This window comes from Candidatus Omnitrophota bacterium (assembly GCA_028693815.1).
Classification (GTDB): domain Bacteria; phylum Omnitrophota; class Gorgyraeia; order Zapsychrales; family Aceulaceae; genus Aceula.
The window spans coordinates 55,967-78,394 of record JAQUUP010000004.1 but is presented as its reverse complement, the minus strand read 5'-3'; the positions used below and the strand labels follow the sequence as shown (position 1 = coordinate 78,394).

16 protein-coding genes and 1 tRNA gene are annotated in these 22,428 nt (G+C 36.7%); 2 read left to right on the top strand and 15 right to left on the bottom strand.

The window, feature by feature from the left end:
• Positions 1-10: 10 nt before the first annotated feature.
• From PHY73_02465 to PHY73_02440, 6 genes are all read right to left on the bottom strand, one after another.
• A tRNA-Gln gene (locus PHY73_02465) sits at positions 11-81 on the bottom strand.
• A gap of 17 nt (positions 82-98) precedes the next feature.
• Entirely contained in the window at positions 99-542 is a 444-nt protein-coding gene (locus PHY73_02460) for a septation protein SpoVG family protein (GenBank protein MDD3374569.1), read from the bottom strand.
• Between the two features lie 32 nt (positions 543-574).
• The gene (ispE, locus tag PHY73_02455; GenBank protein ID MDD3374568.1) at positions 575-1,432 is read right to left on the bottom strand and encodes a 4-(cytidine 5'-diphospho)-2-C-methyl-D-erythritol kinase; all 858 of its coding nucleotides are present in this window, start codon (positions 1,430-1,432) and stop codon (positions 575-577) included.
• A gap of 20 nt (positions 1,433-1,452) precedes the next feature.
• The gene (locus PHY73_02450) at positions 1,453-2,433 is read right to left on the bottom strand and encodes a tetratricopeptide repeat protein (GenBank protein MDD3374567.1); all 981 of its coding nucleotides are present in this window, start codon (positions 2,431-2,433) and stop codon (positions 1,453-1,455) included.
• 127 nt (positions 2,434-2,560) lie between these two features.
• Positions 2,561-3,436: an ATP phosphoribosyltransferase gene (gene hisG, locus PHY73_02445; GenBank protein ID MDD3374566.1), complete on the bottom strand. Its 876-nt coding sequence runs from the start codon at positions 3,434-3,436 to the stop codon at positions 2,561-2,563.
• Between the two features lie 118 nt (positions 3,437-3,554).
• Positions 3,555-14,252 (bottom strand): response regulator, encoded by a 10,698-nt coding sequence (locus PHY73_02440; GenBank protein MDD3374565.1) that lies wholly within the window; start codon positions 14,250-14,252, stop codon positions 3,555-3,557.
• A gap of 241 nt (positions 14,253-14,493) precedes the next feature.
• On the opposite strand from PHY73_02440, the gene PHY73_02435 reads away from it, so the two are divergent.
• Positions 14,494-15,990, top strand: coding sequence for a peptidyl-prolyl cis-trans isomerase (locus tag PHY73_02435; protein ID MDD3374564.1), 1,497 nt, complete (start codon positions 14,494-14,496; stop codon positions 15,988-15,990).
• Positions 15,991-15,994: 4 nt separating this feature from the next.
• Here the strand turns inward: PHY73_02435 and PHY73_02430 are convergent, their stop codons facing one another.
• The 6 genes from PHY73_02430 to PHY73_02405 all read right to left on the bottom strand — a co-directional run bounded on the left by PHY73_02430 (position 15,995) and on the right by PHY73_02405 (position 20,420).
• Positions 15,995-16,492: a TlpA disulfide reductase family protein gene (locus PHY73_02430; GenBank protein MDD3374563.1), complete on the bottom strand. Its 498-nt coding sequence runs from the start codon at positions 16,490-16,492 to the stop codon at positions 15,995-15,997.
• Positions 16,493-16,506: 14 nt separating this feature from the next.
• Entirely contained in the window at positions 16,507-16,821 is a 315-nt protein-coding gene (locus PHY73_02425; protein ID MDD3374562.1) for a divalent-cation tolerance protein CutA, read from the bottom strand.
• Positions 16,822-16,910: 89 nt separating this feature from the next.
• Positions 16,911-17,618 carry a peptidoglycan editing factor PgeF gene (pgeF, locus tag PHY73_02420; GenBank protein MDD3374561.1) on the bottom strand — a complete coding sequence of 236 codons (708 nt, stop codon included), beginning with the start codon at positions 17,616-17,618 and terminating at the stop codon, positions 16,911-16,913.
• 2 nt (positions 17,619-17,620) lie between these two features.
• Positions 17,621-18,709 carry a DNA recombination protein RmuC gene (gene rmuC, locus PHY73_02415; GenBank protein ID MDD3374560.1) on the bottom strand — a complete coding sequence of 363 codons (1,089 nt, stop codon included), beginning with the start codon at positions 18,707-18,709 and terminating at the stop codon, positions 17,621-17,623.
• A gap of 124 nt (positions 18,710-18,833) precedes the next feature.
• Positions 18,834-19,214, bottom strand: coding sequence for a cyclophilin-like fold protein (locus PHY73_02410; GenBank protein ID MDD3374559.1), 381 nt, complete (start codon positions 19,212-19,214; stop codon positions 18,834-18,836).
• 45 nt (positions 19,215-19,259) lie between these two features.
• Positions 19,260-20,420 carry a DNA polymerase IV gene (locus PHY73_02405; GenBank protein MDD3374558.1) on the bottom strand — a complete coding sequence of 387 codons (1,161 nt, stop codon included), beginning with the start codon at positions 20,418-20,420 and terminating at the stop codon, positions 19,260-19,262.
• Positions 20,421-20,587: 167 nt separating this feature from the next.
• Between PHY73_02405 and PHY73_02400 the strand changes: the two genes are divergently transcribed.
• Entirely contained in the window at positions 20,588-21,124 is a 537-nt protein-coding gene (locus tag PHY73_02400; GenBank protein ID MDD3374557.1) for a PilZ domain-containing protein, read from the top strand.
• Here the strand turns inward: PHY73_02400 and PHY73_02395 are convergent.
• The 3 genes from PHY73_02395 to PHY73_02385 are packed head-to-tail and all read right to left on the bottom strand — an operon-like array spanning position 21,121 to position 22,428.
• The gene (locus tag PHY73_02395; protein MDD3374556.1) at positions 21,121-21,786 is read right to left on the bottom strand and encodes an endonuclease III domain-containing protein; all 666 of its coding nucleotides are present in this window, start codon (positions 21,784-21,786) and stop codon (positions 21,121-21,123) included. The genes PHY73_02400 and PHY73_02395 overlap by 4 nt on opposite strands.
• A complete protein-coding gene (locus PHY73_02390) occupies positions 21,756-22,142 on the bottom strand; it encodes a hypothetical protein (protein ID MDD3374555.1) in 387 nt (128 codons plus the stop codon). The genes PHY73_02395 and PHY73_02390 overlap by 31 nt, the downstream gene beginning before the upstream one ends.
• A gap of 34 nt (positions 22,143-22,176) precedes the next feature.
• Positions 22,177-22,428: a Smr/MutS family protein gene (locus PHY73_02385; protein ID MDD3374554.1), complete on the bottom strand. Its 252-nt coding sequence runs from the start codon at positions 22,426-22,428 to the stop codon at positions 22,177-22,179.

Sequence of the window (22,428 nt, the reverse complement as noted above, 5' to 3'; positions counted from 1 at the left end):
TTTAAAAAAACTGCCCAGCCAGGGCTCGAACCTGAAACGCAAGATCCAAATTCTTGTGTGTTACCATTACACCACCGGGCAATATTTAAAACCTTCTTTTAATAATCTTCAGTCCCTAAAATACTATCTGCAACGTCTTCTTCTAAAGGCTTTTTTTCCTTTGCGCTACTAGATCCCACTTCTTTTTCATATGCTTCTAAAACTTTTTTTTGCAGTTGATCACGAAACTCTTTCGTAACAGGATGCGCGATATCACGATGCTCTGCTTTTGAATCTTCAGGCGTAGCCGCCGAAACATTCTTAACACTTAATCCAGCACCGCAATGATTACAAAACTTACTACCTATTTCATTTCTAAAATGACATTTAGGACACGATAACCTCACCTTACGTGAAGGCATCGCAATAAAAAGCCCATTTGTCGACTGAATAACCTTAATATTCCGAACGACAAAACAATCATCAAAAGTAACTGTTGTGTATGCTTTGAGCTTCTTGTCTTGTCCGTCTTTTAAGAATACTCGAATTTCTGTTATTTCCATTGTTGCCTCCTTGCCTAAGTTACAGGCTAAATTTACAATGTCCTAACAACAAATACTTGTTTATAGCGAGCTGATAATATAGATTGCATCTTCTTTGCCTCTTTTTCTGATTCAACAATACCAAAAATTGAAGGCCCGCTACCGGAAAAACACATATTAAGTCCGGTCATATATTCTATATTATTCTTTATTTTTAATAATTGTGGATGGGCATGCACAATAGCTGCCTCCAAATCATTTAAAAGAAGCTGGCTAACCTTCTGATAAGCCCCTTCTCTCAACGCACGAGTAAGAATAGTAGCATTATCTTTTCTCTTTGTCAACTTCATTTTAAATGCCCTAAATACCTCTTGTGAATACACTTTTATGCCAGGAATAATCAAAATATGCCACATTTTATTGCTCAAATTGACGTTTTTAATACAATCCCCGCGCTCGACTCCTAAAGCCCATATATATTTATATATAAATAATGGCACATCACTTCCAATTCGCTTGGCATAACAAACAAGTTGGTTTTCAGTCAATTTCAAACCCCAAATCTGATTAAGACCCAAAAGAACTGTGGCCGCATTGCTAGATCCTCCAGCCAACCCGGCTGCGACAGGAATGCGTTTTTTAATGTGAATATCAATGCCAATTGAGACTTGGCAATCTTTTCGAAGCATTTCAGCTGCCTTGTACACTAAGTTCTTAGGACCTTTTGGAACACTCGGATGATCACAAAAAATACGAATTCTTTTATCCGCTCGCAAGCTCAAGCGAATGTCATCAAACAGATTAATTTTCTCAAAAAGAGTTGAAAGATTATGATAACCATCTGGTCTTTTGCTGACAACATGCAAAGAAAGGTTTAATTTGGCGGGAGATCGCAGGCAAATGCTTTTCATAAATTTAAATTCGCTAAAATCTAATGGCTTTGTATCTTTTGTATTTTCTTCAAAACTTCTTTTTGATCAGGCAACATATCCACTGATTTTTGCCAAAAACGAACCGCACTCTTTGGCTTATTCATCTTTAAATAGACATCTCCGATATGATCATAAATAACAGGATCTTCAATAAATTTTGCAGCTCTTTCTAAAAATAAAAGAGCCTTTTCATAATCACCTTTTTTATAATAAGCCCATCCTAAACTATCCAGATAAGCACCATTTTCTGGATCAACCGTCAACGCGCGCTGAATCAAATCAATCGCCTCATCAATATTGATTCCATCTTCGGCATACAAATACCCTAAAGAATTTAGACTTCCGTCATGAATCGGATCAATAGCGATCGCACGCTTAAAAAAATCAATGGCTTTTTTTCTTTGTTGAACCTCTAAATAAAGCGAACCTAAAATAGATAAAATTTCTGCATTATTTGGCTCAATCAAAATAATTTTTTCAAACTGCTCAATGGCTTTTTTTGTTTTTCCTTCGGAATAATAAAGCTGACCTAAAAACGCAATCGCCTCTGGGCTTTCTGGATTTTCTTCAGCAATGCGCGTTAAAATAATTTCGTATTCATTTGTGGCCTGAACTTCTTTTGATTGAGAGGAATAAATGAGAGCCAAAAGATAGTGGGCTTGAATATCTTTTGGATTAAGGTCTGATGCAATTTCTAATTCCTTCACCGCTTTTTCAAAATCGCCAACTCGGCCATAATTTGATCCAAGCTTTAAATGAGTCGCATAATTATCTTGCTCAATGCGAATCGATTTTTGATATTCCTCGATCGCTTCGTCGACAGATCCATTCCAATCATGGATCAATCCCATCGTATAATGCGCAAGCGCACGAGCCTTTGCATCTCGTGATTCAACAGCAATGGCAGGGCTTAAAAACCCTGCCATGCAAAGTCCGAATATGCTTATCCAAATAAAAATTCTTCTAATAAAAAATCTCATTAAAAATTATTTATGGTCACGTTTTTTCAAATGACGCAAAGATTTTCTTAATTTTTTTCTTTTATGCGTAGTAATCTTTTTTCTTTTTTTCTTTTTTCCACAAGGCATAAGACAACTGTTCCTTAATTTAGTTAATCAATTTGTTTAATGGATATTCAATAATACCACAAGCTCCAGCGCTTTTAAGCTCTGGGATCAAAATACGAACAACATTTTCTCGAATCACTGTTTCGATCGCAACCCAACCTTCTTTCGCCAATGGTGACACCGTCGGATTTTGAAGCGCTGGAAGCACTTTTAAAATTTTATTAAGATCGTTTTCTTGTGCATTCATCTTCAAACCCACCATGCTCTCGGCATCCAAGGCACCCTTTAAAAGCATGACCACTTGCTCCATCTTTTTTCTTTTCCAGGAGTCTTGATATGATTTTTTATTAGCAATAAATTGTGTCGCAGACTCACACACAGTTGAAATAATGCGAAGCTTGTTGGCCTTAAGGCTACTGCCTGTTTCTGTCAGCTCAACAATTGCGTCAACCAAACCCGATGCCACCTTAGCTTCCGTTGCACCCCAGCTAAATTCAACCTCTGCTTTTACTTTATTTTTCTTCAAATATTTTTTTGTGGCATTCGCAAGCTCTGTAGCGATACGCTTGCCTTGCAAATCTTTGACTGTCTTAATTTTAGATGATTCTGGAACAGCGACGACCCAACGTACTTTTGACGCACTTTGCTTCGCATAAAGAAGATCTGCTAAACGTACAATATCCGATCCATTTTCTTCAATCCAATCATTGCCTGTAATCCCACAATCAAGGGCTGAGTCTTCCACGTATCGCGACATTTCTTGCGCACGCAACAACACAATCTCAATCTCGTCATCATCAATCACAGGAAAATATGAACGACTTGACATGCGAACTTTAAATCCAGCGCGTTCAAAAACATTGATCGTAGATTCTTGCAAGCTTCCCTTAGGTAGCCCTAATTTCAATTTTTTCATTACTTAAGCTTTCTTTTAAAAAATAAATATAAATAGCATTATTTAATATATCAGAAATTGAATAGGTTGCATTATACATTTGAGGGTATCAGTTGTAAAGAGGAAAAATTACGCATCTCTAAAGCAGACTTAATTCCCTAGGCTTATCTGCAACTTGCAACTCTTGTGCCCACTTAAGATTCTTAATATCTTTTTCACTTAATCCGAGAATCAGCAAAATATTTGTGATTGGCACAATATTAATGATAACAGGCACAAAACCTTGAATTTCATCAAAATTAACCCCTTGAAGCTCCGCTGGAATCTCAAATTCAATTCCTTCGCCTCTAGTCTCCAGCTCCCAATTGTCTCGATCAAAATCAATACCGCCGGTTGTTTGGTTTATGAAAACAGAGGATATTTTTTCCTCTCTTGCAGCAAGTTCAATAGCGCGCAAAGTAATATAAGCTTGGAAGCCGTAATCTTTTACCCTTGTCTCCCATTCGGCTACCGCGGCGTTATATTCTTGATCCGTCCATTTTTCAGGCTTTTTCTTTTTAATGGCCGTTAAAGTCTCAAGGGCCCCTAGCGCAATCGTTATCTGATGAGATATCATTTGATGAATATCATAATTTCCTATCGTTTCTATGTTTAAAAAATCTTTTAAATTATCAACAATCTGATTTGGGCCTAAATCTTTGCTAAAATCTTCTAAAATCTTCTTCCATCTACTATTAACTTCTTCATCTGAGAAATTCTCACCTTGGTTAATGGCTTCCTTTATAAAAATAGAATCGCTTTCAAGAAAATTCTTAATAAATTGGATCACATCATTATTACGTTGTGAAATAGTTGCCATGACAGAATTACCTGTAAAGCGTTGCACAAGCGTTTGACTACGATCACCATCCCCTGCCTGCGCGGGGTCGGAGATGGCTTTGCCGATGGGTAAGGAGATGGATTTTTTATCAAAATCATCTTTTATAAATCTTTTACTAATCCGATCCAGGTCGTCAAAAGGTTTCTCTTCGATCTGATCAAGAATGTAGAACAAGCTAATCATGTCAATCAAATCAATACAATAAATTTGCCCTGTGAGCTCATCAATTAAAAAATTTGTGTAATCTAATTCTCTTCTGTCCTGAATAGGAAACGCAAGAAGGCCGGAAATCCGTTCGCGAAATTCACTTATCTTCTTAACTGCTCCTCGATCTAAGAAAGACGGCTCTCCCCCTTTTATTCTTTTTGACAAAAGGGCCAAAGGACCATTTTTGATTCTTACAAGCTCAGGAACTACAATTTTTATTTTTGAGTCCATGAACTTTCTTTTCATTTCTTCAGAGAGATTCAATATAATTTTAGCCATAATAACTACATGTGCATCGGAAATTTCGCCATCACTTACATACTTTTTAACCAAATCTTTGTTAAATATCTTTAAAACATGTTTCCCGTCTTCGGAAAAATAGACAGCCGACTGACCTGCTTTTCCTTGAATATCTGAATCACCCTTACTATAATCATCCAGAGAAATAACTCTCTCTCCTACCTGAGCGGGGCTGGAGGCAATTTCTTCTTTCCCCGGAAAATAGGGATTCTTTTCTTTACTGGGCCTATTAACCTCTTCAGGTATTTCGTCATATCCTCCTTGAACCCACTGTTGATAAAAATTTTCTTTCTTTTTAAAATCATTAAATAACATTTTTCCAGAAACCAAGTCGCTCGAATAAAGATCGCGGACAAAACTAAAAATTTTTCCTTTTACCTTATAAAGATCCTCGCCTAGATAGTGGAGCATGCCCCTCCATCTAGACGACATCGGATTTCCATCATCATCTTCTGTTGTTAAATCAATTAAGAATACCTTTTTATTTTTTGTAATAAATATATGCCTTAGAAGAACATCGTGATGCATAACATCTGCCTTTTTATTTAATTTTCCGTATTGATTTCCTATTTTTTTAACGAAATGTTCTTCATTGTTCAAAAAGAACTTCTTCCAATCGGGGTCTTTTTTAACTTTTTCCAAAGAAGCCCCATCATCTATTCCTCGAATAAACAGTGCCTTTCTGCCATCGGACTCATTTAAAATCATACTTGGAGGAAAGACCTCTTCCCGAGAAGCGTCAAGAGTAAGCTCTTGTTCAAAGTCAGAGCATTTACGCTTAACATAAATTGATCTTTGTCCTTTTTCAGTCTCAAATGTAAAAACTAAAAGGCTCAATGGTGTATGTAAAAAATAAGGTCGACACCGAACACTTCTAATCTGCTCTATACCTAAAAATTCCTTAATTTTCTCGTCATTCTCAAAAAGAACGCTTTTTGCCGTTTCCATTAAAAATTTTGGAATCCCTTCCGATGCTACAAGCATTTCAGCTAATGTTGGAGAGGAAGTTTTCCCTCCCTGCGCGGGGTCAATGGAGGTGGGCGAAGAAATCTTGTTGCCTTGCGCCTCATCCCCCATCGGCTCATAATGATAAAGTTCAACATCGCCAACTATTGCGGTGTTTCCCCAAAATGAGTTTCCCCATTGGAAACGTAAAGCCTCAGGAAGAGGCATGGTCACGCGTCGCCACTCTGGTCTATTATAAGGGAGGCTATAAGCTTCTCTTAAATTCTCTCCGCTCACCTTCGATTGAGGAGTACTTAAAAAGCGATCTAATCTCTCCATATCCCAATCTCCGGCCAATCTTTCACGGCCTTGAGGCGGCACAGGATTAACGCGCGCGATGTCATATCCGTCAACAGAATATGAAAAAATCCATTGATGGTCGACAAGATCATTCCAGATCGCATCCGCGTCTTTTTTAAATACACCTTTCAGCCGCGCCTTACTAATGCGGTCATTCTTATAATGTTCATGGATAACGTCTTTGGAAAGCGCATATACATCTACCACATTAAAATTTTTCTTTAAAACATCAATGAGATGTTTATGAGCTCGAGGAACCCACTCCTCATATGCTTTGCGCGCACTACCCGGCTTAATGCGCTTAAAATTGCTCGAAAACTGATTCTCTTCAAAATACAAAACCACGCTTCCATCAGATCTTTGCTCAAGGGACGCAGTTAGTAAACCAAAAAACCCACCTCTCTCAAGCTCTCCAAGATCAGATGAAATATTCAAAAGGTTCGAAAGCGCCGGGTGACCCTCAATCCCCTCTCTGTATTCTTGAGAACGGACATTCCTGCCAAAAGGCATCGCTTGGATCATCAACGAAACAACATTCTTTTTGTATGCCCTAAGATCATCAGAAAAATTACAATACAAATAAATGGGGATCTTTTGACCATTAACCTGAATATCGAACGGACTCGCCTCTTCAATGGCTTGCTTGACCGATTTCGAATCGATAAGCTTGATACCTGATGAACTCGTTTTTTCCCCTGCCGTCATGGCCTGCGCGAGGTCAATGGTGGGAGAAGAAATCTTACTACTATCCTGCGAAAGCGGATCTTGAAAAGCAAAATATGTAGTTCCTCTGAAAGGGTCTCCGCTCGTATCAATGCTTGCGCGAATCAAGAGCGCAACTGTGCTATCCATAGACAAGCTGCTATCTCGATCAAATTTTATATTGTCTTCAAACTTTCCACTAAAAACAACCAAATTTTTTTCTGCTAAATAACGCAAAATATCTTTAAACAAATCCCGGTTGCCACCCATCGCTAAATTTAAAAAATCATTTTTATTAAAATTTTCTTTAGAAGCAATTAGGCTCAAAATCCTTATTGCCTCATCACTGCTGCCACCCTGAAAAATTGTAAAATACTTCTTTTCAGGATTTCTGTTGTCTGGCAAGCCAAGAGCATCACGCACATTTCGATACACGCTCTCAGGAATCGTGCTGCCGTCTCTAAGCGTAACAACGCTAGAAGCTACCGATTCTAAAACCTGCCTTTTGGGACCAAAAGCGAACTCCTTTAAATTAGTTATGCCAGAAAACTTTTTGTTTTCCTTTTCTTCTTCTAAAAGATTCAAAAATATATTTTTCAATTTAGCGCTGAGACCTATGGTAATCGGAATCGATTTTAATTCATCGAGAATGGACCCTTCGATGTTTCCTTCCATTAAATTAGCCAAAACATCCTCTTCAACACCAAGAAATTGCGCGTGCGCTTCCAATAAAAAAGATCCCCTAGTAAAAAGATAGTAAAAAAATCCATCTTTCCCAAAAAGGCTTACAATATTCTGATCCCCTCGCTTTAAATATTCTTCAAGCTTTTCTTTAAAATATGGGACATAAAAGTCATTAAGAATAGCTTTTTTCCCCTCTCTACTCTGAAAACATATACCTTTTAAATATTTCTTAATTTTTTTGTCGATATTAAATTTATTGCATATCAGATCGATCTTTTTAAGGTTCATCAGCATAGATCTTGTATGAAATCTCTTTTTCTTTGATAAATTAAATTTAACCCCTAAAATACGATTAAAAAGCAAATCATCTATCTTGGCGTTGAGATCAAGCTCTACTCTTTCTTTAGCATAAAAATAAAAACCTTCTTTCCCCTTAGTATCTGCAAAAACTCCTGATCCATATTTCTTAATATAATCAACTACATACTTCTCAAACGCCCCTCCCCGAATATAATTCTCAGCTTTTGATTTTAATCTTATTGTGCGCAGCTTTTCCTCATCGATATTTCTTGTTTGATTTTCATAAATTTTATCTATGCCTTTTCTCGCTTCTCCTTCAAGCCTAAATCTTGCAACTATCAAATCTCTTGTTTTACTATATATAACACCTGTAAGGCGCCTTTTTTCTGAACTAGGAAAAGAAAAACCTAGCAAATTAGAATACATGAGATTTGTTATCTCTCCACCTAAGTGTTGCTCAAGCCTTTTCTTTGAATAGGCATAAAGTCCTTGTGAACCTTTTAAATCCCAAAAAGAATTTCCACCTGAATTGATAAAATCGATAACGTAGCCTGAAAAACTTTCTTTTAGACGTTTAAGCAAATAATCAAAAAGCGTAACACCATCCCTAATCGATACCGCTCCTGGCTCAAGATTTTTAAACATTTTTTGAACATATTTATTTGAACATAATTCAATAAAATATCGTTTTGATTTTTCTGCCTCTGGCCCTTGATGGCTCATAAAATCACTCATCAAAACATCTCGGGTGCTATCCCTAATTCCTCCTGTTTTCAAATTCTTATCATTTAACCCTAGGCTATAGAGACCCGAATTAAGCCCAAACAAATCGACAAGCATTCGCGTTGTTATGTTTATTGAAAATTCTTTTTCTAATCTTTTCTTAAGATAGGCGATAAAACCATCGGAGAACCAGTAAGTAAGACCATTTTCTTTCTCCACAAAATCAAGAACATATTGGATAAATCCTTTTTCAGTTTTTAAAAATTCTTCAATTTTCTTAACAGCTTTTTCATTGGCAACTGTTTTGGGAAAGGCTCTGCGTTTCTTCACTACCCGATGATCCCTGTCCTCGCTCCCTTTTTCTATTTCGACTGTTACATCATCATGAGAATCTTCTTTTATTTGATACGCATTCTCAACATTAGGCAAAGGATCATAAAGACCAAAAACAAAATAAACATTTTCTATGGATCCCTCTTTATCAAAAAGCAATCTCAACTCTTCAGTTGTAAGCTTCGTGAAATGTTGCTGATCAAGATTTCTGCCAACAAAAAAAACAATTTTAGATTTTTCCTGAATTAATTTCTTAATTAAATGAGAAAAAACAAAATTATATGGCTCTAAAGATGTCATATAGTGGATAAATCCTAATTCCTCAACTACTTTGTTATGTCTTTCTCCGCGTGGTCCAAACGCATAAACGTCTTCTAAAAACTCTCTTTGCTTAAACTCTCTAATATCAAATACTCCTTGAGAATGTTTATTAAGGGCCTCAATTAAATCATCTTCATTCTTAATCCTTTGATCCTCAAAAAATTCGGTTTCCGAAAACGCCTTAACCATGCCACTTTCTGATATTTTTTTTCGAAGCGCCTCCGTTATATGCAAATCCTGATCACTGTCTTCAGCATTTCCATCCCCCATCAAACCACTCGAAGCACCAATATATCTAACAATATAGCCCTTATCAGCAATGACCTCAAGGCGAGAATCGTTCTTCATATTAAGATATCTATCGTTAGATCGATCATTTTGCAAGCCTCCCTCAGTATCAGATCTATGCTCCTTTATGCCTCCCTTAGCTAACAATAAAACTATTGACCGTTGAATAAAAGCTTGTCTTGGAATACTAAAAGGAGCTGTCCTTTTCGACCATGTCTGCATATAATAGCCTTCTTCCGTGTTCATCTTCATGCTTGAATACGCCAACATAGGAGCATCTTTATCTGAGGCATCCAAAACAAAGACATTGCAAAGAGGCTTTTTATCCTCCAGATTATCTGCTGACCTTACAACAATCACTCTAAGCGCAACAGGATTGTCTATCTTTTTAGGAGCCAAAGAAAGAGTTTGCGCATCCACCTCTTGATCGCATATATTTTCCATAACCAAAACTCTTCTGTCTCCTAAAAATTCTCTCACCGCTTTAGGAAAAACTTCATCGTTTCCTACGTAAACAGATCCTTTTTGCGGTTTTTCCATATCAAGATCTATCGATACCTGATCACCCATCGGGCTGGAGGTTTTGACGAATTCTTGAATCTTTTGAAATGCGACATCTTCTTCGCGAAACTTCCCAGAAACAGCAACAACATTATCAAACGCAGCTAAAATAAAACTCCCTCGCATGCTACGGCTGTCATCACCATCTCCAACGTCACCTGACCTAAAGACAACCGGAATATCTGGATAAGATTTTTTAAGTCTCTTAATAAATGTTATGCCATCCATGAAAGGCGCCATTTCCCAATCGGTGACAATAAGATCAGGGATTGATTCCTCAATTTTCTTCAATCCTGTTTCAGGTGCCATGGCAAAGTCAACATCATATCCCGCATTCTCCAAAGAAACCTTAAGCTCTCTGATCTGGCCTGGATTATCATCAACCAACAAAACCACCGGTTTTCTCCCGATTATAGACTTCTTTTTTGAGCTTTGATCAGGAATATCTTTCCATTGAGATGGATCAGAATGAAATTTCTCAGCAATTCCAACGATAGTTTCTTCAGACTTAATTAATCCTCTGTCGATTACATCGCTCAACACGATCAATGTCCGATCCAAAGGCCGAGACTGATTAGCTTGAGCTAACACCGTTTTTAGCAACTCAAAAGGCTCCAAACCTTCAAAATTCTTTTCTTTCTCTAAATACAAATGAACATAATTTTCCATTTGATAAATAAAATCCTTTTTTTGCTTAGCATCGCCTCTAAACACCAAATCCATCTTTCTAAAAATATCTAAAATATCCTCATCTGCAGAACGTGGTCTTGATGCTTTTTTAGAAAAGATTTTCTGATTGCGCACCCTCTTCCAGATAGAAAGAGATTGATTTTGCTCATTAGAAGAGGGCACAATTCTCCAAAGCGCATCAACAAGAGCCCACTCACCTTCACTTAAAGGTCTTCCCAGCTCATGACTAAATTTTTCTTGAGTCATCCTGACCCCTATCGATGATGAGATGATTGACTTACTTTCGTTATTGGCTGCGGACTTTCCCCCCGCCTGCGCGGAGCCTGCCTGCCGGTCAGGCAGGTCGGCGGCAGCTTCGCCGATCGTGAAGCGTGAATCCTGCCTCGCCGGCAGGCGGGCGTCGCTCGATGTTCGTCGTACGTCGTTCACATCAGAAAAAACCTTCTCGATAAGCTTTGCATACCATTCTCTTCCGCTAAGCCGGATTGGACATTTCTCCATCCATTCTTCTTCATATTCTTGGGGAATAATCTCATAAGCTCCAAAGACGAAATAAACGTTTTCTAAATAAGAAAAATTTTCAAGCAAATATCTCATTTCGGTTTTTGTATGCTGTGCATAATTGTCTGAATAGGTAAAAATGTTTTTAGGAATAAAGAAAACGATTGGTTTTCCTGTGGCTGAAATTTTTTGGATATACCTGTGATCTGGATTCCCAAAAAACGTTATTTCCATCTCTTTATAGCCTTCATAATGATTTGTGAGTCCAGCCAAATCGCAAAATCCAAAATAAGATTCTTCATTGATACCCAAGGAATATCCTCCGAGCGTCTTTTTGCTTTTTACCATCCATATCTTTATAAAATCATAAATCGACATGACCCCTTTAGATTTTTCCACCATCAGCTTCATTTTTTCAGCGCCAAGTCCATCCTGATAATACTTATTCCAATCTGAAATAAAACCCTGTTTTTCTTTTTCGATGTCAACCGGTAAAAGGATTCCGCTTGAGACCACCTGCGCGGGGTCGGTTGTAGGCGAAGAAATCTTGTTGCCTTTCGCTTGCGCAGAGTCAGATTTTATAAAAAAGGAGCTTAGCTTATCTAATTTTTCATTGTTTTTGATAACAAGCTTAGATAAAGGAATAGTAATCTTTGCATGTGTAAAACGGCTAGATCGGTTTCCAAGCGTTAAGGAAAAATCCCCTTTATAAAGACTTTTGATATACTGCACCTTTATTAATCCCCAGCCACCGCCGCCAAGATAACAATAACGTTTCCCTTCGTTAGCTTTTTGATTCTTATGTTTTGTAAAAATCTCTCGACTTGCTGTGTCACCGATTCCATTATCGTAAACCGAAATAATCAAAGAGTCATCATCAATACTCATATCAAACATTACTTGTGGAATATAGTTTTTCAAAGCAATATTCTTTTGAGGCAGCTCCTTGTCCCAAACAGCTAAAAGGGCATCATAGGCATTCTTAAGAAGCTCAATAGTAAAAGAATCTAGTCTTCCTCTCTGTATTAGATCAAATTCAAAAGGAATTGATTTTGACAATTGCGTTGCGGATCTAAGAAAATCTTGTTGTTTTTTCTTAAAAAATTCAATATCCAAATTATCATCCCAATAAATATGAGGAACTTCGCCAAACGCATAAAAAACCCACGGTCCTTGACCCAAGTCCTTTTTAAGATCCGAGATAACAGACTGCGCGGAATCGGTGACAGATGAAGAAATCTTTTTCTCAGCAACCAAAATCCAATCCTTATATTTTTTTTCAGATGGCTGCGAATAAAAAAACCCTAGAACTTCAAGATCTTGTTTTGCTTCTTTAAAATAAGAAATAGAATCAGCACAAAAAATGCCCTTTGGTTTTAGGATACGTTTAATTTCTTTTAAAATATCAGGAAGTTCATTTTGTATGTATCCATAATAATCAACATGACTGTCCATCAAAACCAAATCAATCATTTCGTTAGCCAAAGAATCCGAAACATCTGAAGGATGCGCATGGATCAACTGAATGCCTGTCGTATTTTGATCGTCATCAACTTCTTTAAGCTGCTTTTTAAGCTCTTCAAAAAACTGTTCATCTTCCTCAACAACATAAATAATTGATTTTGGAAACTTATTTGAAAGAAAGATTGCGCTTTCAAGACTATCTATTGAACCAATCAAAACAATATTTCTTTGTTGATTCTTTTTTTGAGGATATCCAGCTAAGCTTAAAGCCGAAATTAGATCTACGATATTAGATCCTGCTTCTTGATCAGGAGCATCGAAAACCGGCTTGAGATTCAAATCAACACCTTCAAGGCTTGAGCTCGACACCCAAACAGGCGGCTGACTCGAAATATTTGTAACATATTCAATATTACTTGATGCCACCCATTCGATACCGCCGGAAAAATATTTTCTTGGAATATTCTTATTCGTATATGGATCATGTTCGACTTTAATAAAATCACAAACACCTTTTTTAAATGCTTGTAAATATTGATCATAAATTTCTTGCGAAACATTCTCTTCAACTAAATCAACGCCTTTAATTTTGTTCTGATCCGCATAAACTTGATTGAGGATCGATCCTTTAAGTTTCTTTTTAAACCATGCTGCCAAAATCATGGAATGATAGATTTGGCGCAATTGCGCAAAATTCTCACCAAAATTGACTTCGCTTTCTAATTCGGGAATAACAATATCGCGGATAATGTCAGAGGCTAACTTGCTTTTTAAATGAGCGCCTGACTTACGGAGACTTTGAGTCGACGTCAAGTCAGCCTGCGCGAATTTATTCCGTTTTGACTGCGACCCAGCAGTCAAAATCGGAACACCTCCTCTATCTTCCATCCTCTCCCTTCTATCTTCTTGCATTGCCAAATAGTCTGTTTCCAGCATTACCTTTAGCTTGCTCTCAAGCACAAAAGCCCGATCTCCAAATTCATAAACAACAGCCTTTTGAGGCATAATCCAAACCTTGTTAAACGTGTCCACAGGAATTTCAGTTGTGCCATATTCTTGATAAGCCCGACTATAAACTCGTTGCCAAAACTTCTTGCCTGTGTCACCCTCTGGGTGAATCAAAGAAGCTGTGATTTGCTTTAGCAAATAATCTTGAGCTAGCATATCTTTTCCCATCTCTGTTTTTCCAAGACTTCGTGGAATAATGCGGTCTTGCTCATACGGAGAAAGATTAACCCAAAGGTCTTTTTCAGGAATTGTCAAAGATGCCAAAAAGTAACGAATTAATTTTTCGGTTTCAGACTTAAATTCTTCCTTTTCAAGCTTAGAATCAGCACGATCAACAATAAAATCAAATCTTAGGGGATCTTTTGGGAAAACCTTTAAACCCCTAAAAATAACAGGCGTAAATGGCTGACTTAAATGAATAACTGCACCTGAAGAAGGAACTCCTAAAGCACTCTGCGCCAAAACCTTAGGAACATATTGAGGAATAAGCACGCTCTCCCCAAAAGCCAAAATAACAAATAGGGAAATCGCCCTTAAAAAAGGTCTATTCTTTAATATATTTTTATTCATATCTTTATATAAGTAGAAATTTTTTAAAGTATAGCATATTTTAGACCTTTTGCCAGGAACCGCCCAGGCGTGCTAATAGCCTCATTTTTAGCGGAAAACCCCTTGCCAAACGCACTACCTAAAGCTATACTGATTCTTATTAAAAATTTTGTATAATTTTAAGAAAATTAATTAAAAAATCCTGCCTTATTACGCTAAATCGCGCGATTCACAGGAACAAAATAAACAATCGGAGTTATTTATGTTAAAAATTCTACGTAAAAAAGGTGTCGCCAAGAAACTTTTATGGATTATGGCCGTCATGATCACGGTGTCCTTTGTTTTCTTTGGTATTTCTTCCTCTTTGATGCAGCCAAATTCTATTCGATACGCAGGAGAGATTTCTGGAAAAAAGATCTCAATGGAAGACTTTCAAGATGCTTTAATGCATGTCCAAAATCAAGCCATTATGCGTTATGGAGAAAATTTCTTTAAGATCAAAAATTTCCTTGATCTAGAATCTGAGGCTTGGGATAGACTTATTCTTCTGCGCGAAGGAAAAAAACGAAAAATTAAAATCGCGAACAATGAAGTAATCAAAACTATTGCTAATCTCGGATTTTTTAAAAGAGATGGAAAATTTGATCCAGCTCTATACAATCAAATTGTTCAATATGTCTTTAAATGTAGCCCTCGTGATTTTGAAGAAGGAATTCGAGGCTCTCTTGTATTTACAAAAATTTACGAGCAAGAAACAGACCTTATGACTGTATCGGATGAGGAAGCGCTTGAAGCTTACAAGAATCAAAATGAGAAAATCGATATTTCTTATGTTCTAATTCCATTCTTGGAATATCAAAAGAATGTTCAATCAACAGATGAAGAAATTGCCTCTTATTATCAAGCACATCAAAATAATTTTAAAACTCCTCCTATGATCAATGTTGAGTATTTAGCGCTTGAATACCCGAAGGATGCAACAGATGAACAAAAAATAAATATCGAGAGTCAAGCTGACAATCTTACCCTAGATCTTAACAGCGACAATATCGACTTTCTAGATTTAGCAAAGAAATATGATCTTAAAGTTCAGGAAAGCGGATTCTTTAGTCAAGAAAACCCAAATCTTAATCTCGGCTGGCCACTAGAAATCTTTCAAGAGGCCCTGAGCATAAAACCAGAATCGATTGCCGGCCCTATCAAAACATCCAAAGGATTCTATGTCTTAAAACTTAAAGAACAAAAAGAACCCTATGTTCCTGAGCTTGATCAAGTAAAAGACAAAGTCAAAGAAGCTCTGGCGTATGACAAATCTAAAGAATTAGCAAAAAAGAAATCTGAAGATGTTTTAGAGAAAATAAAAAAATCATTTGAAGATAAGTCTAATCAAACTTTTGATGTCGCGGCAAAACAGCTTGAACTAAAAGCTGAAAAACCAGCCCCTTTTACTCGAGGACAATACCTCCCTGGTATTGGAACTGCGCAAAACTTTCACAAAGCCGCTTTTGCACTAACCGCAGGAAATCGCCTCAGCGATCCAACAGAAATAAGCACTGGATATTGCATTGTTTACTTGAATGCATTTGTCCCGATTGACGAAAATGCGTTTGAAGAAAAGAAGGAAGAATTAAAAACACAATTGCTTGAAGAAAAAAAGAATACGGCATTTAAAAACTTCTTAGATCAGCTAAGACAAAAATCAAATCTTATTGATAATATCAAGAAACTCAAAGAAGAACAAAAAAAGACTAATTCTTAAATCTTTAAAAAAGACTTTCAAGATCCTGCGGCAAACCATGATTAACGGCAGTCACCGTACCGTCGGAATCAACATAATAAAAACTTGGAACTCCCGAAACAGCATACGCCTCTGCAACAGAAGAATCTTTATCTAAAAAAACATCAAGATTAATGTTATTTTTTCTAAGATAAGATTCAACCTTAGCACCACTTTCTCCAACATCAACAAGAGCAATTTTAATTTGTTTTTGCTCAATCATATCTTTTTTAAGACTCAAATCTCTTAGCGCTGTTCGACAATGAGGACACCATGTTGCCCAAAAAAATACAATCGCTCTTCCTCCATTGCGATACTCAGAAAAACTAACAGAATCTTTGCTAAGAGTTGAAAGTCTAAAATCAGGTGCCGGCTCCCCTACGAGAGGATTCTGAAGACCAAAAAACTGTCCTGACACATTTGAAAAACTAAATGCAAAAACAATTAAAGCACAAACAATAAAAATACGTCCAAATGTTTTCATTTCTTTCTCCCGTTTTATACGTCTACAGACGCATTGATCCATTTTAAATAACTCTTATCACCTGCAACAATTGGCAAAGCAATAATCTCAGGCGTTTCATAACTATGAAGTTTTTTAACCGTACTAACAATTTTTAAAAAAAGACTCTTTTTTGTTTTTAAAACCAGCATGACCTCGCTAGCCGAATCGATCTTACCCTTCCACCAAAAAAACGACTGAACACCTTTAATGATGTTACAACAAGCCACAAGCTTTTTTTCTAGAAGTTTACTAGAAATCTTTTTTGCTTCTCTCTGATTCTTTGCCGTAATTAAAATAACGATATTCATTTCCAAAACCTAATCATTAATAATTCTATCTGTGACTTATTCTATCTTAAAGCGATTGTTTTACAAACGGTTTATTACCAAAATTAACCTTACGTAAGCACAGCTACAGAAGCTATTCTTCCAGAAGAAGTATCTCCCCGACGAAAAGAAAAGAATTGATGGTTGCAACACGTGCATATTTTAACATCAAAAATATTCTTTTGCTGAACACCTAGGCCTTTGAGCTGCTTTTTTGCAACTGAAACCAGATCAACGTAATATTTGCCATTCTTTTCTACTGCCGACGTTGGGAATTTCTTCAAAAAGCTTTTTTCAACTTCAAAGCAACAAGCTCGAATCGATGGCCCAAAAGCAACCTTGAGATCTTTTGACCTTGTTTTGTATTTAACCGTCATTATTTTTATGGTCACTGCGACAATCTCTTTTTTAATCGATCGCCAGCCTCCATGAATTAAACCAAGGGCCTTGTTTTTAGGGTCAAATAAAAACAAAGGAATGCAATCCGCTGTTCGGACCGCTAGCACAACGCCTTTTTCGTTTGTTACCAAAGCATCCGCTTTCGGAATACTTTTTTGATTATTAAAATCTTTCTTTTTTGCAAGAATAACACGTTTGCCATGGATTTGTTGGATATTATAAAAATTATTAACACCTTTAACTTTGTGTCGAACGAAAAACATCTTTTGTTTATGAGTTAGGTTGGGAGTACTTTTAGAAAAGAAAAAATCACATCCTCGGTCGGTTGTCAAAGCAACCACTGACTTTGGAAAGATTTTAGAATAACGAACAACAGACAATTCTACTCACCTTCTTCTTTGACATCAATAATAAGAGGTTCCTCTGAAGAGGACATTTTTCCCTTTTTAAAATCTTCGATGCGATTAATCTTTGTATCTAAATTCTTAAAGCTTTTGTCGCGGATATCCGCATACAGATGAACAGTTTTTTTCATTGCATCGCCCAATGACGCAAAGCGTTCTTTGAACGTAGCGTATGTCTTAACAAAAAGATCAATCATACGAATAATTTCTTTTGTCGCTTTTTCATAATAAAAATTCTCAAACGCCTGACGAATAACAGAAAGCATCGAATACAAAGTAAAAGGTGAGCATAAAACAACCTTTTGCTTTAATGCCTCATCCACCAACCCTGGAAAATTCTCCTGAATAAAACCAAAAACTTGCTCATTAGGAATAAAAACCAACACAAAATCAAGCGTTCCTTCTGCAGGATTAATATATGATCGATTCTGAATCTCCTTAAGCCGCTGTTTAACGTCAGACAAAAATTGCTTTTTATGCATATCTTTTTGATTAACATCTTCAGCGTTGACCATCTGCTGATAATTGCTCAGAGGAAACTTTACATCCATATTAATTTTATGCTTATTAGGAAGCAAAAAGGTATAATCTGGCTTAGTTCCAGAAGAATCAATTTTAGCTTGTTTTTTATAATTAACCCCTTCGCGAAGTCCGCAGAGCTGGATAATGTCCTCTGCCATTCGTTCACCCCACTCGCCACGCTTTTGGTTATTCCCCAAAACATTTGTTAATTGACTTGTCGTTTCCTGCAATCGAACGGTTGCCTGCGAAGTATTCTTAAGCTCATTAGCAAGGCTTCCATATTTTTCATCACGATCTTTTTCGAAACGATGCACCATCTGGGCATACTTATCAATCGATTCTTTTAAATCTTTGACAGAGCTTTCAACAGCTTGTTTCTTAATTTCCATTTCTGTCTCTGACTTTTCCTGAAGTTGCCCTCTTGAAAAATCAAATTCCTGACGCACTTCTTTACGAACGATTTCCTTTAATATAAGAATCGACACAACAAATGAAACAACAATAGCGGCAACAGACCCGATTAAAACCCATACAGAAATTTGCATAAATACTCCTTAAATGAATGCCTGGCTTACGGAAGCCCTTAAGGCAACGTCAAGCCAGCCGCACGAATTTATCCCACACGTGCAACGTGTCGGAATATTAAAACTTTAAATTTTGAAACTTTATTTATTGACCATCTTCTTCAATGAGAACGGTCTCATTCTCACCAACAGACTTTAAAACCTGCCAATCAGCTTCAATCTTTCCAACAATATTAACATTGCTTGCCGGACGAATCTCTCCTGGTTTGCTAATTGGCGTAGGGCCAAAAAATATACAAAAACAATCTCCCTCAGGCCAATATCCCAAATCTCCTATTTCCGCTGCCTCTGACGAAAAACCTTCCTCCAAATCACATTTGACCGGTATCTGAAAATAAATTTCCTCGCCCCAGAGACTTGTAAACGATTTAATCGGAAGACTATCCCAAATAAGACCCGCAGTTTGAGAACCGTTTAATTTAGCCCGAATTTCTAAATCCCCTATATGAATAACAATATTTTTCATATGGTATATAGTATCCTTAAACTCACCATTTCTGTAAAGCATTTTTTATGCTGCTCGATGAATAGACTTCTCGCCATATTTATCCTTAATAGAATCAACCGCCTTATGAATACACTCTTTTTTCTTATCCGTCTGATCCTCAAACAAATTCTCTTGAACATACAAATTCTTAAAATTAGAAACCTTAACGCCAATTAAGCGCACTTTATTTGATGCAGAATAAAATCCCTCAAACAACTCTTTTGCTTTTTGATAAATGTTATCAACAAAATTCGTTGAAAAACCAAGCGTCGCTGCACGCGTATATGTTTGAAAGCCTTCATATCGTACTTTGATTGTAACCGTCTTCCCTTTCAGCCCCTCAAGTCTTAAACGACGAGAAACTTTTTCACTTAAATATAATAATATTTTATATAAAACTTCTTTGTCTTTCGTGTCAATTTCAAAAGTATGCTCATGACTAACAGACTTTGTCTCTCCTTCCAACTCAACACCGCGCGGATCAATGCCGTTTGCCAAATAATAAAAATGATCTCCAGACTCACCAAGTTTCTGACAAAGCTCTTGCCTGGAATGCTTGGCTAAATCCTTAATTGTTTGAATGCCAAGTTTATTTAGATATATTTTTGTTTTAGGTCCTACGCCCCACAATTTTTCAATGGGAAGTGGCCACAAAAAATCTAACATCTTATCTTTTTTAATCTCAAGAATGCCATCAGGCTTGCAAAGATCTGAGGCAATCTTTGCTGCCATCTTTATAGGAGCAATGCCAACAGAGGCGGTCAAGCCTGTCTCTTTATTAATCCGTTCTTTTATTTTTAAACATGTCTTTACAGCCGTTCCGTGCAAACGACGTGTTCCTGTAATATCCAGGAAAGCTTCGTCGATACTAATCGGCTCAATGTCTGGAGTAAAATCATAAAGGATTCTAAAAACATGATCTGAAATCTCGCGATAACGAGACATTCGACCCGGCAAGAATATCGCATGAGGACACTTTTGATATGCCGCTGATATCGGCATCGCCGAATGAATGCCAAACTTTCTTGCTTCATAAGAACATGTCGAAACAACGCCACGGCCTTTGCCATGCTTCGGGTCTGCTCCGATGACAACCGGCTTACCCTTTAATGCAGGATTATCAGCCTGTTCAACAGATGCAAAAAAAGCATCCATATCAATATGTACAATCGTTTTTACAAGCATATATAAATTGTTTTTCCTTCTGTTTCCTCTGAATGACTGTTGAATCTTATTTTTATTATAAACTCTAAATTTTATTTTTAAAATATTTGTTTTAACCCTTGAATTCAATTTTTCGATTGCTATAATCATTCTTCATCATTTATCGAACCCCTAAGAAAGGAGGCGAAATGCAAAAGAAATATTCATTTCTAAAAGATAATTTAGCACTTATGGAAATCCGCAAGCACAAATGGATTGAGAGTGAAAAACGTAAAAAAGAAATCGGATTTGCAACAGCTGCGCTTGATTGGATCAACAAATATGGTCACACTTGGAAAATTGCACGACTAGGCGCTTCTCAAGAAATAGATATTTTCTTAGAAAAAAGACGCTACCGACGTTTTAATGTTAATTTTCCTATCGAAATTATATTTGATAACATCATTATCAAAACATCTTCAAAAAATATCAGCCTTCTTGGTGTTTCATGCGAAACTCATTCTTGCCTAAAAAGAAACGCCTCTGTTGAAATAAAAATTATTTTTCCAAGCAAACGATTTGGAAAAAATATTCGATTTAAATCACAAATTCTTCGATCATCGCAAAAAAATACAGCATCAGCTGAGCCTATCTATCAAACTGTTATTTTATTTGACGAACACTTAAGAGATGTTTTGAGGGAAAATTTTTCATCTTTCAAAGATCAATCTTTACTCGTCTCTTAAACCACGTGAAGAAAATCTCTGAGCGGACACAGTGAGCATAGCGGTTTTTTAGGCTTACAAAATGTTTTTCCCAGATAAACAATCAATGCGTGATATTCATTAAACATCGTTGTATTGACCGCCAGGCTCTCTAGAAATAAGTTCTGGAGAGTCTGGTAGTCTACAGTACTTTTAACAAATTGATGACGAGAGAAAATCCTTTTTGTATATGCATCCACAACAAAAACAGGCTTATTAAACGCATACAAAATAATTGAGTCTGCAGTCTCCGGTCCTATGCCATTAACAGATAAAAGTCTCTGGCGCAATAATTGACTTTTCTCCTTAGCCATTTTATTGAGACTGCCATCAAATTCTTTGAAAAGAAAATAAATAAAATTCTTTAATCGTTTTGCTTTAACACGAAAATATCCAGCAGGCTTGATAACCAAAGCAAGCTTTTGAACACTAATACTTTTTAATTTCTCTACGGACAATAGCTGGCGTTTACGCAAATTGTCAATCGCCTTTTCCGCATTACTCCAATTAGTGTTCTGAACGAGAATTGCGCCAATAATAACCTCCAGGCGAGTCTTGGCAGGCCACCATTTTTGTGGACCAAAAATAGAAAAAAGTTTTTGATAAATTTTTCTTATTGCGACTTTGGTAATCGATGTTCCCATTTTATTAAGTTTCCTGCATCATCAAAATACAAATACACTTTTTCAGACCCGAACATTTTATCGCAATATCGATAAAGCCAAACTTCAGAATATTCTTCTTGTTTCGAAAGTTGCTTGCTAAAAACAGGATCGCCGAACTCTTTAACAAAATCTTTTTGAGTTTTATAATTCGATATCTTTCCTTCCTTGACGATCTTGAGGAGCTTTTCAAACTCTTCATTCTTAGCATCCACATATTTCTGCTGCTCATCCATATTAGCGGACACGGCTTTAATGCGCATAATTTCTTGAACATGAAAAATACCGCAACCCGAGAATAAAAAACTAAACAACAAAAGAAATATAATGTAGCGCATTTTCTTTTCTCCTTTTAAATCCTAAAAAACCAATTTACTTCCAACGAAAATGAACAAAAATTCGGCCCCAATTCTTATCGTCTTTTTCTATTCGATGATAAATGTTCTTATAATTCTTTTCCAAAAATTTTAAAACATGTTTTTTAAGCTGTCCCGATCCTTTTCCAGGAATGATCTCAACAAGCTTTACCCGTTTTTCTTGAGCCTCTTCCATAATGCCGGCAAGCGTGCTCTCAAGCCTGTGTCCATCTGAGAAAATATCATGAAGATCGGCTTTTAATTTCAT